The sequence below is a fragment of the Pseudomonas sp. DSV-1 genome, assembly GCF_035830915.1.
Lineage (GTDB): Bacteria > Pseudomonadota > Gammaproteobacteria > Pseudomonadales > Pseudomonadaceae > Aquipseudomonas.
This window is the reverse complement of record NZ_JAYMYG010000001.1, coordinates 515,627-529,639: the sequence shown is the minus strand read 5'-3', so window position 1 is coordinate 529,639 and position 14,013 is coordinate 515,627. Positions and strand designations below refer to the sequence as shown.

Sequence of the window (14,013 nt, the reverse complement as noted above, 5' to 3'; positions counted from 1 at the left end):
TACTTCCTCGTCCAGAGCTCAAGCAACCTGGGACAGTGAACGCGTCGTAGTCAACGCTGCTCGTTATGTGGAAGCAGAAGCCTGAATGCGTCAATCATTTCTTGTTAAGCGAATCGACCCAAGGGTCCAACTTATGGAATAGCTTGGGGTAACGCCCCTTCAGGTCTTTCTTCACCTCGGCATAGGTGCTGCGCCAGAAGTTGGCCAGATCCTGGGTCACTTGTACCGGTCGCCGTGCAGGCGACAACAGGTGCAACTTGACCACCTGACGCCCGCCCGCAATGCGCGGGGTATCCGCCAGGCCGAACAGTTCTTGCAGGCGTACCGCCAAAATCGGTGGGTGCTCGCTGTAGTCCAACCGCACCGATGAACCCGACGGCACCTTGATGTGATGGGGCGCCAGTTCGTCGAGGCGCTGGGGCAGCGGCCATTTGAGCAAGTTATGCACAATGCTCGACAGGTCCAGGCCGGCAAAATGACTCAGCCGCGAAACCCTTCCCAGGTAGGGCGCCAGCCACTCCTCAAGCCCGGCCAATAGCGCAGTATCGCTGACGTCCGGCCATTCGCTGTGGCCTTGAGCCTGCATTTCAAGCTGACGCAACAGGGCCACTCGCGCCTGCCATTGACGCAGTTCGGGCGTCCACGGCAACAACTCCAGGCCTTTGCGCCGCACCAGATTGATCAGCGCTTGCGTGCGCGCCGCCTCGTCCAGACCGGTCAACGGTTCGCGACTGAGTACCAGTTCGCCCACTTTGCGCTGGCGTTCAGCACGCAACACGCCTTCTCGCTCATCCCAGTCAAGCTGATCGACAACGCTGACCTGCTCACTCAGCACGCCATCCAGCAGCGCGGGATCAAACTCGGCGGCCAGGTAGATACGCTCTTCGCGCTGGCCCTGACGGCTGCCCAGGTCTGCGATGACCAGCCAGGGCTGCTTCATCAGGCCGTCGACTTCGCTGAACAGCGCTGCCCGGCCATTGGCCAGCCGATACTCCGCACCACCGGGCTTGCGTTGCTGGGCAATGCGGTCGGGGTAGGCCAGCGCCAGCAAGGCGCCCAGCCAGCGCGGGTGATCGGGGTCGGTCACCGGCTGAGTGGCCTTGGCCCGCAAATAGCCCCGATACTGACGGGCCAGTTGTTTGGCGCGCTGCACGCCTCCTTGACCGCCCCGTGCGGCGCGGCTTTCACCCGAGAGCAAGGCCAGGCGGCTGTGCACATCCGCCCCGGCGCCGCGCAAGATATCGCGCTCACCCAATAGCGCCGCCACGTCGCAGGCCATGTCAGCCAGGCCCAAGTCTTGCCCGCGAAGTAACAGATGGGCGATACGCGGGTGCGCAGGCAGTTCGGCCATTGTTTCGCCATGCGGCGTGAGTTTTCGGTCGCGCAAGGCCCCCAGGCGTTCCAGCAATTGCTGAGCCTGTGCATAACTTGCCGCGGGAGGCACATCGAGCCAGATCAATTGCTCCGGCGTCACGCCCCAGCGCGCCAACTGCAACGCCAGCCCGGCAAGGTCTGCCTGAAGGATTTCAGCACTGCCGTAGGCGGCCAGTTGCCCGTGCTGGTCTTCTGACCACAGGCGGTAACACACACCGGGTTCCAGTCGCCCGGCACGACCAGCGCGCTGGGTGGCACTGGCACGGGAGATACGCTGGGTATCGAGACGGGTCATGCCGCTGCCCGGGTCAAAACGCGGCACCCGCGCCAGCCCGGCATCGATGACCACGCGCACGCCGTCAATGGTCAAGCTGGTCTCGGCAATGTTGGTGGCCAGCACCACTTTGCGCAGGCCCTTGGGCGCCGGTTCGATGGCCGCCCGCTGAGCCGCCAGATCCAGCTCACCGTGCAGCGGGCACAGCAAAATATCGCTGCGTGAGCCCAGCGCGTCAGCCAATTGCTGATTGACCCGGCGAATCTCTGCCTGCCCGGGCAAGAACACCAGCAGGCTACCGCTTTCATCGTTGATGGCATCGAGGACGGTCTGCACCACTCGCGGCTCGATAAACTCGCCGGGCACAAAGGGCCGCCCCCAGCGCATCGTTACGGGGTACATGCGTCCTTCACTGCGCAGGATCGGTGCATCGCCCAGGATGCTGGCCAGGCGCTCGCCCTCAAGGGTGGCGGACATCAGCAGGATTTTCAGCGGTTGCTCGTCGCGAAACAGCTCACGGCCATTGAGGCTCAAGGCCAACGCCAGGTCGGCATCCAGACTACGCTCATGGAACTCGTCGAAAATCACCAGGCCTACCCCTTCCAGCGCCGGGTCGTGCTGCAGGCGGCGGGTGAGGATGCCTTCGGTGACTACTTCGATACGGGTATCGGGACCGACTTTGCTGTCGAGACGAATCCGATAGCCCACGGTTTCGCCGACTTTTTCACCCAGTTCACTGGCCAAACGCTCGGCGGCTGCACGGGCAGCAAGACGCCGGGGTTCGAGCATCAGAATTTTCTGACCGGCGAGCCACGGTTCATCGAGCAGGGCCAGCGGAACACGGGTGGTTTTACCAGCGCCGGGGGGCGCTTCAAGCACGGCTTCATGGCGCTCGGACAAAGCCAGGCGCAGCGCAGGTAAAACTTCATCAATCGGCAAAGAAATCATGGTGGCTCCAGAACAGAGCGGCGAGTATAACGGCGAACAGTTGAGCATTAAGCGCGGTCTTAATGATTCAGTCCTTTAAGCGTCTTCGAGGTTTTTGTATGCGTATATCTTCCCGAGTGATCGGCGGTGTCGTGGTTGCGGCCCTGCTCAGCCAATTGACTGCCTGCGGCAGTATTTTCTTTCCCGATCGTCGTGGACAGATCGACGGCAAGATCGATCCCATGATTGCTGTGCTCGATGCCGTAGGCCTGCTGTTTTATGTGATTCCGGGCCTGATCGCATTCGGTGTCGATTTCGCGACCGGCGCGATTTACTTCCCGCCAGGCAAAACCGCACAAATCGCCCCGGAAAAACTGCGCGAAGCCATTGGCGAAGACGGCAAGGTCGATAACGCCAAGCTTCAGGCCATTCTCGAAAGCGAGTTGGGCCGCAGTTTCCCGCTGAACGACCCGCGCCTGATCCAGCACAAGGGCAGCGCACAGCAGTTGGCCATGTACGGTTTGCAGCCCGCCGCCTGAAGCCCGTCGCCCATTAACAAGGAAGCGCCATGACCAGCAGCACGGAACACGCCCGCCTGTTACGCCTCGCCACCCGTGCGTCGGTGGCGGTGGCGAGTCTGTTGATCGTGACCAAGGCCATCGCCTGGTGGCTCAGTGGCTCGATCAGCATGCTCGCCGGGTTGACCGACTCGCTGCTCGATGGCGTGACCTCGTTTCTCAATTTGCTGGCCGTGCATTACGCCTTGCGCCCCGCCGATGAAGATCACCGCTACGGTCACGGCAAGGCCGAGTCGCTGGCCGGCATGGGGCAAGCACTGTTTATCGGGGTGAGTGCAGTATTGATCGCCTTTCAGGCCGTCGAACGGCTGAAAAACCCCGAGCCGGTGGGCGCACCGTGGATCGGAATTGGCGTGATCGTATTTTCGCTGGTGATGACCGTGGCACTGTTGATGCTGCAACACCGGGTGATCAAGGCCACGGGCTCCAATGCCGTGCGTGCCGACTCGCTGCACTATCGATCGGACCTGATGCTCAATGGCAGTATTTTGCTGGCGCTGGTGCTGGCCAGTGTTGGCTTTCCTCAACTGGATGCCTGGTTTGGTCTGGGGATTGCGGTGTATATCCTCTGGAGTGCGATCCAGATCGGGCGTGAGAGTTTTGCCGTGTTGATGGATCAGGAGTTACCGAGTGACATCAGCGAAAACATGCTGTCATTGGCCTGTGCCGTGCCGGGCGTACTGGGCGCTCACGACCTGCGCACACGCATCTCGGGCACTGTCTGGTTTGTGCAGTTTCACCTTGAGCTGCCGGGCGAGCTGACCCTGTCCGCAGCCCATACCATCTGCGACCACGCCGCCGACGCCATCAAGCAGGTTTACCCCCAGGCCGAGGTGCTGGTGCACGCCGACCCGAAGGAAGTGGTTAGGGGCAAAACCTTGTAGTCGCTGCCGCAGGCTGCGAAGGGGATCGCAGAGTCTTTGAGACAACGGGTTGCTACGCAACCCTTCGCAGCCTGCGGCAGCGACTACAGGTGTTCAGGTCAATACGTCACCTGATACCCGCGGCTGCTCAGGCAATTGCCTTGTGCCTGACGATAGGCTTGCACCAGGGCCGGGTCAGGTGCGTAGGTGAGTCTGGCTGGGTCAAAACCGCTTTGATCCACAGCCCAGCGGTAGCAGTCATAGCGATCCTGATCGATTTGCGCCGGGCTCTGGCCATTCATCGGGTAAGCCACCACGTCATAGCCGTTGCTCACTGGTTGCTGGGCAGTCGGGGGTTGAACCACGATGTAGTCCTGGGTTGCGGGTTGATACGCGTAATACGCACCCGCCGCCAGGAACATCAACGTGCTGCCAAACCATACTTCCCGCGCAAACTCAGGCAAATACCCTACGCGAATCCCATAAGGCGGTTGAACCACGATGTACCGCGGGCCTTGTGGGCGATACCAGTAGCCGCCGGAAAAGAAGTAATCCTGACCGCGATAGGGCACTTGCCGGTACTGACCGGGAAAACGGTCAATCACGTAACCGGGCCTGTATTGAGGCCCCGGACCCCAGCCATTTCCGTTCCCGGGCGGGCGCCCGACCCAGCGCTGGTCGTTGGGGTGACGATTATTGGCGCCCGGGTAGTAACCGCCGCCGTGCCAATTCTGATTGCCACCCCGGTTCGGGGCCTGGGTCTGCTGCACTGTATCTGGACGAGACTGAATCGACAGGTTATTACCGGGCTGGACCGGGCGCGCTTGAACAGGGGCTGCGCCCTGTGGACGCCCTTGCCATTGACCGCCATGAGACTGCGCATTCTCTTGTGACGGCCTGTTTTCAGGGCGGGGCGAGTTGTCTGGATGACCCTGGGGGCGCCCTTGCCATTGACCGCCATGGGACTGCGAATTTTCTTGTTGCAGCCTGTTTTCAGGGCGTGGCTGGTTGTCTTGATGGCCTTGGGGGCGCCCTTGGTTGAACTCCTGGCGCGGCTGATTATTACCGCCCTGCCCGTGTTGCTGACCACCATTGGAATGGGCGGGGCGAGCTTCTTGAGGACCGCCTTCACCTCGTTCATCGGCCAATAACTGTCCGCTGACACTCACACAGAGCACGCCAACTGTAGCCAGATGCCAGATGCGCGGTTTCATGCTGTTCCTCACTGCGGGTTAGGTCTTACAAATAAGACTAGGATTTATAGAACCAGTTCTGTGGGAAACAGTCGGGTAAAACTTATTTTTGGCAAACGAAAAAAGGGCGACCCGTCGGTCGCCCCTTGAATTTTCAGTCCTGGCTCAACACTTGTGATGTTGGCTCACCTCGCGCCGTCTTCTGGACAGTGCGTAGCCCGGGGGCCGGAACACCCCTGTGGGGTTGGCGGCCGCGGCTGGCCTGATTCGGCGGGCCGCTGTGGACTCTATGTCCGGGCAGTGATTCTGTTGATAAGAATAGGCTTGAGGGCACAGCAGGCGATTGCGAATATTGCTCGATAAAACATTACTTGCGCAATTTTTGACTTAAGGTGGATACTTTCACGCAATAGTTATGACAAAGGGTAACTTCGTGAGCAAACTCGACCGGTATGACCTGAGCATTTTGGCGGAATTGCAGCGTGACGCACGCATCTCTAACCAGGAACTGGCCGAGCGCATCGGCCTGTCGCCATCACCTTGCTCACGCCGGGTTAAACAGCTGGAGGATGATGGCTACATCAGCCGGCAGGTGGCGCTGCTCGACCGTAAGCTGCTGGGTTTAAGCCTTACGGCCTACGTGCTGATCGGCATGGACCGACACACGCCAGAGCGTTTTGAGAATTTCGAAGCCTGTATTCGCAACCTGCCCCAGGTGTTGGAGTGCAGCCTGGTGACCGGCATGGACGCGGACTACCAGCTCAAAGTGGTGGTAGCCGACATGGATCATTACCAGAAACTGCTGCTGGGGGAGCTGACCCGTATCGAAGGCGTGACCAGCGTGCGCTCGAGCTTTGTGCTCAATCAGGTGCTTAACAGCACCGAGTTGCCGTTGACTCACTTGCGCACGTAAGCAGGCCTGTAGTCGCTGCCGAAGGCTGCGAAGAGGCTGTGGTGAATTCAAGAAAACGGGTTGCGGTGCAACCCTTCGCAGCCTTCGGCAGCGACTACGCAGCTCATCTTCACGACCCAGCTCAACAACCAGCCACTCTTCCCTGGCGTATACTCCTACGGCTTTTTCCCACGATGACGCCGGAGAACACCGATGGATCCTGCCGTACTTGAAGAATGGATGATGACGATTCTGGTCAGTGTGCTGATCATTTTCATGGCCTTTATCGTCTGGGATCTGGCGAAGAAGTCCAAAGCCGGGCGCTTCGGCTCAATGATTCTGTTTTTCGTACTGGGCCTGGGTGTTGCGGCGTTCATCATCAAAAGCGTGGTGATCGGGCTGATTGAATCCGGCGCGCTATAGCCGCGCTGGCACTTCCTTGTATTGCCCCTGCTCCAGCCCTTCAATCGTCCAGTCGCCAATTCGCACCCGCACCAGACGCAGGGTCGGCAGGCCCACCGCGGCCGTCATCCGCCGTACCTGACGATTGCGCCCTTCGCGAATCACCAGCTCTAGCCACGACGTGGGAATGCTTTTTCGAAAGCGCACCGGCGGGTTGCGCGGCCATAGCTGCGGCTCTTCCAGTGCCCGTGCTTCGGCTGGCAGGGTCTTGCCATCGTTGAGCTCCACACCCTCACGCAACTGCTGCAATTGCTCTGGCGTGGGCTCGCCTTCCACTTGTACCCAGTAGGTCTTGGGCAATTTGTGCTTGGGGTCGGCAATCCGCGCCTGTAGCTGGCCATCATTGGTCAGCAGCAGCAAACCTTCACTGTCCCTGTCCAGCCGACCGGCCGGGTAAATGCCCGGTATGGGGATAAAATCCTTGAGCGTCGCCCGCCCGCCTTCGTCGCTGAACTGAGTCAGCACATCGAAGGGTTTATTGAACAGATAGAGCTTGGGATCAGACGGCGGCGCCTTGGCCACACGGCGATTGGCAGCTTGAGGGTTTGGACTTTTCGAGGCCGGGCGGCGCGGGGCGGGACGAGACATGACAAAAAAGGACATCTAGCGATCAGGGCTGGCAATGCTAGTCCCCCGATCGCTAAATGACCATCACCGATCAACGGAACGGCGGTTCGTCGAAGCTGCGCAGTTTGCGCGAGTGCAGGGAGTTGAGCTGGCTGCGCATCAAGTCCACGGCGGCAATACCGATTTTCAAGTGCTGGCTCACGGCCCGCTCATAGAAAGCGTTGGCCGAGCCCGGCAGTTTGATTTCGCTGTGCAAGGGTTTGTCCGACACGCACAGCAGCGTGCCGTACGGAACGCGCAAGCGATAGCCCTGGGCCGCAATGGTGCCGCTTTCCATGTCAACGGCCACGGCGCGGGACAGGTTGATCAGCGGGCGCTCCTGAGCCCAGCGCAGTTCCCAGTTACGGTCGTCATAGGTCAGTACGGTGCCGGTGCGCAGGCGTTTTTTCAGTTCTTCGCCGCGCTCGCCGGTGACCTGTGCCGCCGCTTCCTGCAACGCCAGTTGCACTTCTGCCAGAGCCGGAATCGGAATATTGGGCGGTACGACCCGATCCAGAATCCCGTCGCGACGCATGTAGGCGTGGGCCAACACGTAGTCGCCGATGGTTTGCGACTGACGCAGGCCGCCGCAGTGACCAATCATCAACCAGCAATGGGGACGCAGCACGGCAAGGTGATCGGTGATGTTTTTCGCGTTGGACGGGCCGACGCCAATGTTCACCAAGGTCACGCCGTGACCATCGCTGGCCTGCAGGTGATACGCCGGCATCTGGTAACGATGCCACACCACCCCTGCCGCAATGGCCTGGGCTTCGCCGTAGTCCGTCGATTTTTCGATGATCACGTTGCCCGGCAACACCATGCGCACAAAGCGCGGGTTGTCCCGCAGTTGCTCAAGGCCGTGCAAGATGAACTGATCGACATAGCGATGGTAGTTGGTCAGCAGAATCCACGGCTGCACATGGCGCCAGTCGCTGCCGGTGTAGTGCACCAGGCGACGCAGCGAGAAGTCGACCCGGGCAGCGTCGAACAGCGCCAAGGGCAGCGGATCGGTGTTTTCCCAATCGTACAGGCCATCTGCGATGCCGTCGGTGGCGGCGGACAGGTCGGTGCTGGGGAATACGCGCGCCAACGCGGCTGCGGTCACTCCGGAACCGGCAAGCTCATCCCCTTGTTCGACCACATAGGGATACGGAATATTTTGCTGGCTGACACCGACTTCCACCTCAACGGTGAAATCGCGCATCAACGGCACCAACTGCTCCAGCAGGTAGTTACGGAAAGAGGCGGGATGGGTGACGGTGATGCTGTATGTGCCCGGCAATTGCACTTTGGCGTAAGCACGGGTCAGGGTGGGGATTTCACCGTGAATGGTATTGGTCAGTCGCAGTTCCGGGTAGCGGAACAGGGCGCGCTCTTCGGCACTGGGCTCGACTCGGTCTTTCAGGTAACGCTTGAGTGCCTGGCTCAACGCAGTGGTTGCGCGCTCGTGGAGGGCAGCGAGGCGATCAACGGCCTCTTCAGCGGTGGAAACGACAATAAAAGCTTCGGTCACGATAAGCATCCTGTCTTCTGAACGGGCAGGCCTTTATCTTGCCTGTATCGAGGGGCAAAGACAGCTACAAATGTAGGCATGCCACTGATTTTATGTGGGTGATTTCCTGTGGGAGCTCACATGTTCAGGGGATCCCAGGGGTTGAGCGAGCAACGATCGCGGCCACATTCAAACCCCTTGGCAACGTGCCGTAAACCCGGCCGCTGTTTTGCAGGCGACTGGCGATAAAGGCGTCGCTGACATCGCTGTTTCCCGCTTCCAGCAATAACTTTGCCTGCAGGCCCAGGGCGATGTCTTCTGTCAGTTGCCGCGCGCGGTATTGAATGTCATCGGTGTCTTTAAAGTCGGTTTTAAGCTGTGCAATGTGCTGCGCCAGACGCGTATCACCGTGCCCGTCACCCAGTTCGGCAAACAGCGCATCCAGGACTCCGGGCTCTTTGGACAGGGCTCGCAGCACGTCCAGGCATTGCACATTCCCCGAACCTTCCCACGTTGAATTCACCGGCGCTTCGCGATACAAGCGCGGCAGGATGCTGTCTTCTACATACCCTGCACCACCCATGCATTCGGCCGCTTCGTTGATCATGGCTGGAGCCCGCTTGCAGATCCAGTACTTGCCCACCGCCGTCACCAGCCGGGAAAACCGGGCTTCTTGCGGGTCGTCCAGGTGATCCAGCGCACGCCCCATGCGCAAGCTCAAGGCCAGCGCGGCTTCACTTTCAAGCGCCAGGTCTGCCAGTACGTTCTGCATCAACGGCTGCTCTGCCAACACCCGCCCTCCCACCAGACGGTGAGCACAATGATGGCTGGCCTGGGTCAGCGCCTGACGCATCAAGGCGCTGGAGCCGACCATGCAATCGAAGCGGGTCATGGCGACCATTTCAATAATCGTCGGCACGCCGCGCCCTTCTTCGCCGATCATCCAGGCCAGCGCACCACGAAACTCGACTTCACTGGAGGCGTTGGAGCTGTTGCCCAGTTTGTTTTTCAGGCGCTGGATATAGAACTCATTGCGGCTGCCGTCCGGGCGATGGCGCGGCAGCAAAAAGCAGCTCAGGCCCTTGTCGGTCTGCGCCAGGGTCAGGAAGCCGTCACACATCGGTGCCGAACAAAACCATTTGTGGCCCAACAGTTCGTAGGCCTGCCCCGCTCCCTTGGCTCCCACCGGATACGCCCGAGTGGTGTTGGCGCGCACATCGGTACCGCCCTGTTTTTCAGTCATGGCCATGCCCAGGGTCACGCCGGCCTTTTGGCTGATATCGACATTGCGCGGGTCATAGTCAGTGGCCAGCACTTTGGGCAGCCAGACAGCAGCCAGCTCGGGTTGCAGGCGCAAGGCCGGCACGCTGGCGAAGGTCATGGTCAAGGGGCAGCCGCTGCCTGCTTCGGCCTGGCTGTGCAGGTAGGTCATGGTGGCGCGGGCCACATGGGCACCGGGTTGCGGCTGCGTCCAGGGCAAAGACGGCAAGCCGTGCTCAATCGCCGTGCGCATCAGTTCGTGGTACGCCGGGTGAAACTCCACCAGATCGATCCGATGCCCATAACGGTCATGGCTGACAAACTGCGGTTTGTTTTCATTGGCCAAAAAGCCCGCGACCATCAACGGGCCACCCGCCAGTGCACCGTACTCATCGATCCGCGCCTGTGCCCAGCCCGCACCAAAGTGCTGACTCCACTGTTGCAGCACCCGATCGATCCGGTACAGGTTCACGCCGTCCAGAGACGGCGGCTGATTGGTCACTTGGTGGGTTTCAGCGTATTGATGCAGGTTCATTGCGCGGGCTCCTCTGGCTCTTGCCAATAGAGCCAGTGAAGCACGCATCTGCACCTAAACAAGTGGCATAAACGCCTAAAACTCTGCGTTCTTGCTGCCTTCCCGAATCAAAAGCCGCTGTGCCAAGGCGTGTTGCAGCGCCTCAAACCGTAGCGGCTTGATCAGGTAATCGGTGATTCCGTCGACCTGATCACGGGCCTGATGGGCCTCGAGCTCGGACTCGAACAACGCCAGCACGGGTAGTTGCGCGCACGCAGCCAGTGTCAGCAACTGGCTGCCTATCGATGTCCCCGACACCAGCGCCAGCGGGCACGCCAGCAACACTGCATCGACCCGCTCGCGACGCAGTGCCTCTATCGCCGCCTGCCCGGTGTCGGCACTCAGCACGCGATAACCCAGCTTGAGCAACATGCCTCGCACCATCGCAGGGTTGGAGGGTTCCTCAACCAGCAGGACAACACACTCCCCGGGGGTGCGAACCAGGGTCTGGGCGTGGACCGATACGGGGTGCGGCTGCGGGACTTGAACCGGTGACTCAAGCTCCAGCAACAGTTGGAACTGTGAGCCCTGCCCGGGCTGCGAATGGTGTGTCAGTCGCCCTCCAAGCAGCTCCACCAGACGTCGACAAATCGCCAGGCCGATGCCTAAACCACCATATTCGCGCGTCATGGAACCATCGACCTGGAAGAAGTGCTGGTACAGCTCGGCTTCCTCCTGATGTACGAAACCGATGCCGCTGTCGATGACATTGAACGCCAGCGCCCAACGCCCGGCGTCTGCGGCTTTGCCGGTAACTCGCAGGACCACGCCACCTTCACGGGTGAACTTGATGGCGTTATCCAGCAGGCACTCAAGGCACTGTCGAATTTTCTCGGCATCGCTTACCCAGTGATCGGGTAGGTTGCGTGCCACTTCGTACGAAAACTCCAGGCCTTTTCTACGCGCCGCTGGCCCGAACTGATCACTCAGCCCATGCAGCAGTTCATTCAGGCTGAACGGGCGAGGACGGGCGACCAGTCGACCCGCTTGCAGTTCTGTCAGCACCAGGATGCCATTGACCATGTGCATCATTTCGCGTGCAGAACCTTCTGCCGTCTGGGTGTACTGCGCAAGCTCAGGGCTCATGTCCAGGGTTTTGATCAGCTCCAGAGAGCCAATCACGCCGTTCATGGGGGTGCGCAACTCATGGGTAACGGTTGCCAGAAATTCATCTTTCAATTGGTTGGTACGCGCCAGCTGCTGGTTCATGGCGGCCAGCTTTTGCCCGGACTCTTGCAGCGTGCGCGCCTGCAGGTCACGCATGGCATTGATCCGGTCGGCAAGCGCCAGCGACAGCAGCCCCACCTCAATCGCCGAGCCGATCTGGCTCGCGTACATGGTCAGGAATACGTTTGGCAGATAGCCCAGCACCATCAGCGTATTGACCAGCCCACCGAGCAAAAAGGCCGACCAGGCGATCACAAAGTAGCGCGCGACCCGCAGCCCTCGTATCCAGGCCACCACGCCGGCGGTAAAAATGGTGACGATAAACGCCAGCGCCAGGCCAGTGGCCAGGCGCAACGACACGGCATAGCTGGTGGTCAACGCCAGCACCATCACCAGGGCACCCACTGCCATCAGGAGCATCAGCGCCCGATCAAGCCAGCGACTGTGGGAGGCGGTGTGCAAAAAGGAGCGGGCAAACTGGCAACCGAAAAACGCCGACGCCCCAATCAGGAACGGTGTGGACGCGTTGGCCCACCACGGGTTGTTCGGCCAGAAGTACTGCACCGCTGCGCCATTGACTGACAGCTGATACAAGCCAAAGGAGCCGATGTAGAAGATGTAGTAGAGGTAACTGGTGTCGCGCACGCTGAGGTAAATGAACAGGTTGTAAACCAGCATCCCCAGCAATACGCCATAAATCAGGCCCAGGATATAAATCCGTACAGGTTGTTCTTCGAGGTACGCCTGGGCTGACCACAGCGTTAACGGCGCCTGGACAGAGCCCTGGCTGGAGAGGCGCAAGTACAGGGTCTGGCTTTGCCCCGGGGTGAAGTTGAGTTCAAACAGGTAGTTGTTTTCTTTGATCTGACGATTGTCAAAGGGCAGCGCATCGCCCGTACGTTCGGCGAGTCGGTAGTTGCCTGCGGCATCAGCCAGGTACAGTTCGATGGAATCAAGCGGCGGATAGGCCAATTCCAGCAGCCAGGTGCGATGCACCTGCGGGTCTAGTGGCTGATAGTGCAAATCCACTTTGACCCAGAAGGCCGAGTGCGAGTAGCCCTCGTTCAGCGTGTCTTTGGTGTGTGGCTTGAACAGCTCGTCGCGGGCGGTCACATCTGCCAGAGTCGCTTCGCCGCCCACGTCTTCGAAGACTTGCATCACGCGGCCCAAGGGCAGGCTTTGTGTGGTTTCGTCAAACGTGACTGCGCCAGCCAGCATCGGTAGCCAGCCCAACAACATCATCAACAAATAGCGCATACAGCCCCAACGTAGCTCACTCGATAAACTGCGTCAGCCCATACTCCCTCTGGGATGACGTCGCCCGAATGACCGGTTATTAATTTGAAGGCACTCTAACATAGCCATTAATGGCACATACACACCATGCCAAAAATCAATGCAAAGGCTCTAGATCGGGCATTACAGCGATAGTCGAGTTTTCAAACGGGAAATTTGTCAGGGCAATCAAAAGCTTATAACCAACATTTAACTGCGCACGGACCAAGCGCCCCAAAAAACCGTTTGGTGGTAAGCTCGCGCACCATGAATATCTACAGCTCTCGCCCCGTTGTCCTCTGTCTCTCCGGCCATGACCCCAGTGGGGGTGCCGGCTTGCAGGCAGATATCGAAGCCCTGCTGGCTCAAGGCTGTCACGCCGCCCCGGTGGTGACCGCCCTGACTGTGCAGAACACCGTCAATGTCCGCGACTTCCGCGTGCTGGATCGTGAGTGGGTGCTGGCCCAGGCCGACGCCGTGCTCAGCGACTCCACCGTTGCGGCGGTCAAGCTGGGCATGCTCGGCTCACTGGAAATGGTCGACACCGTGGTCGAACTGCTTCAGGCCCACCCGCATCTGCCAATGGTCTGCGACCCGGTGTTGCGCGCAGGCGGCGGCGGGCGACTGGGCAAGGACGAAGTGGGCTACGCGATGCGCGAACGCCTGCTGCCCCTGGCCACCATTGCCACCCCCAACCTTCCCGAAGCCCGCATCCTGGCCGAACTGCCCGAGGGCAGCGCTGATGAATGCGCAGAAAAACTCCTGCCCTTTTGCAAGCACCTGCTGATCACCGGCGGTCACGGTGATGAACACGAAGTCCATAATCGCCTGTACAGCCGCGACGGTAGCCGTCATACCTTTACCTGCCATCGCTTGCCCGGCAGCTATCACGGCTCGGGTTGCACCCTGGCCAGCACACTGGCCGGACGGCTTGCCATCGGTGAAGAACTGGTCAGCGCCGTGCAGACCGCGCTCAACTACACGTGGCGCACCCTGCGCGATGCCGAGCAACTGGGGCAGGGGCAGTTTGTACCGCGCCGCTTGCCGCTGGACTTCTGCTCGTAACGAATGAG

Annotated in this window: 11 protein-coding genes; 5 read left to right on the top strand and 6 right to left on the bottom strand. The window is 60.2% G+C overall.

Going from position 1 to position 14,013, the window contains the following annotated elements:
* Nucleotides 1-94: 94 nt before the first annotated feature.
* Complete coding sequence (gene hrpB / locus VSQ83_RS02540; RefSeq protein WP_326425191.1) at nt 95-2,596, bottom strand: ATP-dependent helicase HrpB; 2,502 nt, start codon at nt 2,594-2,596, stop codon at nt 95-97.
* A 98-nt stretch (nt 2,597-2,694) separates the two neighbouring features.
* Here hrpB and VSQ83_RS02535 point away from each other — a divergent pair, with 98 nt between their 5' ends.
* On the top strand, nt 2,695-3,114 hold the full coding sequence (locus VSQ83_RS02535) for a polyribonucleotide nucleotidyltransferase (protein ID WP_326425188.1): 420 nt from the start codon (nt 2,695-2,697) through the stop codon (nt 3,112-3,114).
* A gap of 29 nt (nt 3,115-3,143) precedes the next feature.
* Entirely contained in the window at nt 3,144-4,037 is an 894-nt protein-coding gene (locus tag VSQ83_RS02530; RefSeq protein WP_133076997.1) for a cation diffusion facilitator family transporter, read from the top strand.
* A 98-nt stretch (nt 4,038-4,135) separates the two neighbouring features.
* Here VSQ83_RS02530 and VSQ83_RS02525 read toward each other — a convergent pair whose 3' ends face one another.
* Nucleotides 4,136-5,230: a DUF6515 family protein gene (locus VSQ83_RS02525; RefSeq protein WP_326425186.1), complete on the bottom strand. Its 1,095-nt coding sequence runs from the start codon at nt 5,228-5,230 to the stop codon at nt 4,136-4,138.
* Between the two features lie 412 nt (nt 5,231-5,642).
* On the opposite strand from VSQ83_RS02525, the gene VSQ83_RS02520 reads away from it, so the two are divergent.
* On the top strand, nt 5,643-6,122 hold the full coding sequence (locus VSQ83_RS02520; protein ID WP_019824171.1) for an Lrp/AsnC family transcriptional regulator: 480 nt from the start codon (nt 5,643-5,645) through the stop codon (nt 6,120-6,122).
* Between the two features lie 192 nt (nt 6,123-6,314).
* Nucleotides 6,315-6,524: a DUF2788 domain-containing protein gene (locus VSQ83_RS02515; RefSeq protein ID WP_016779292.1), complete on the top strand. Its 210-nt coding sequence runs from the start codon at nt 6,315-6,317 to the stop codon at nt 6,522-6,524.
* On the opposite strand, the gene VSQ83_RS02510 is transcribed toward VSQ83_RS02515, so the two are convergent.
* The 4 genes from VSQ83_RS02510 to VSQ83_RS02495 form a co-directional block, all read right to left on the bottom strand.
* The gene (locus VSQ83_RS02510) at nt 6,519-7,085 is read right to left on the bottom strand and encodes a pseudouridine synthase (RefSeq protein ID WP_162207952.1); all 567 of its coding nucleotides are present in this window, start codon (nt 7,083-7,085) and stop codon (nt 6,519-6,521) included. The two genes, VSQ83_RS02515 and VSQ83_RS02510, sit on opposite strands and share 6 nt — an antisense overlap.
* A gap of 136 nt (nt 7,086-7,221) precedes the next feature.
* Nucleotides 7,222-8,694, bottom strand: a complete 1,473-nt coding sequence (gene amn, locus VSQ83_RS02505) for an AMP nucleosidase (protein WP_326425184.1) — start codon at nt 8,692-8,694, stop codon at nt 7,222-7,224.
* A 115-nt stretch (nt 8,695-8,809) separates the two neighbouring features.
* Nucleotides 8,810-10,459, bottom strand: a complete 1,650-nt coding sequence (locus VSQ83_RS02500; RefSeq protein ID WP_219262641.1) for an acyl-CoA dehydrogenase family protein — start codon at nt 10,457-10,459, stop codon at nt 8,810-8,812.
* Between the two features lie 75 nt (nt 10,460-10,534).
* A complete protein-coding gene (locus tag VSQ83_RS02495) occupies nt 10,535-12,922 on the bottom strand; it encodes a hybrid sensor histidine kinase/response regulator (RefSeq protein ID WP_133077001.1) in 2,388 nt (795 codons plus the stop codon).
* A 285-nt stretch (nt 12,923-13,207) separates the two neighbouring features.
* On the opposite strand from VSQ83_RS02495, the gene VSQ83_RS02490 reads away from it, so the two are divergent.
* Nucleotides 13,208-14,005 carry a hydroxymethylpyrimidine/phosphomethylpyrimidine kinase gene (locus VSQ83_RS02490; protein WP_133077002.1) on the top strand — a complete coding sequence of 266 codons (798 nt, stop codon included), beginning with the start codon at nt 13,208-13,210 and terminating at the stop codon, nt 14,003-14,005.
* Nucleotides 14,006-14,013 lie beyond the last annotated feature (8 nt).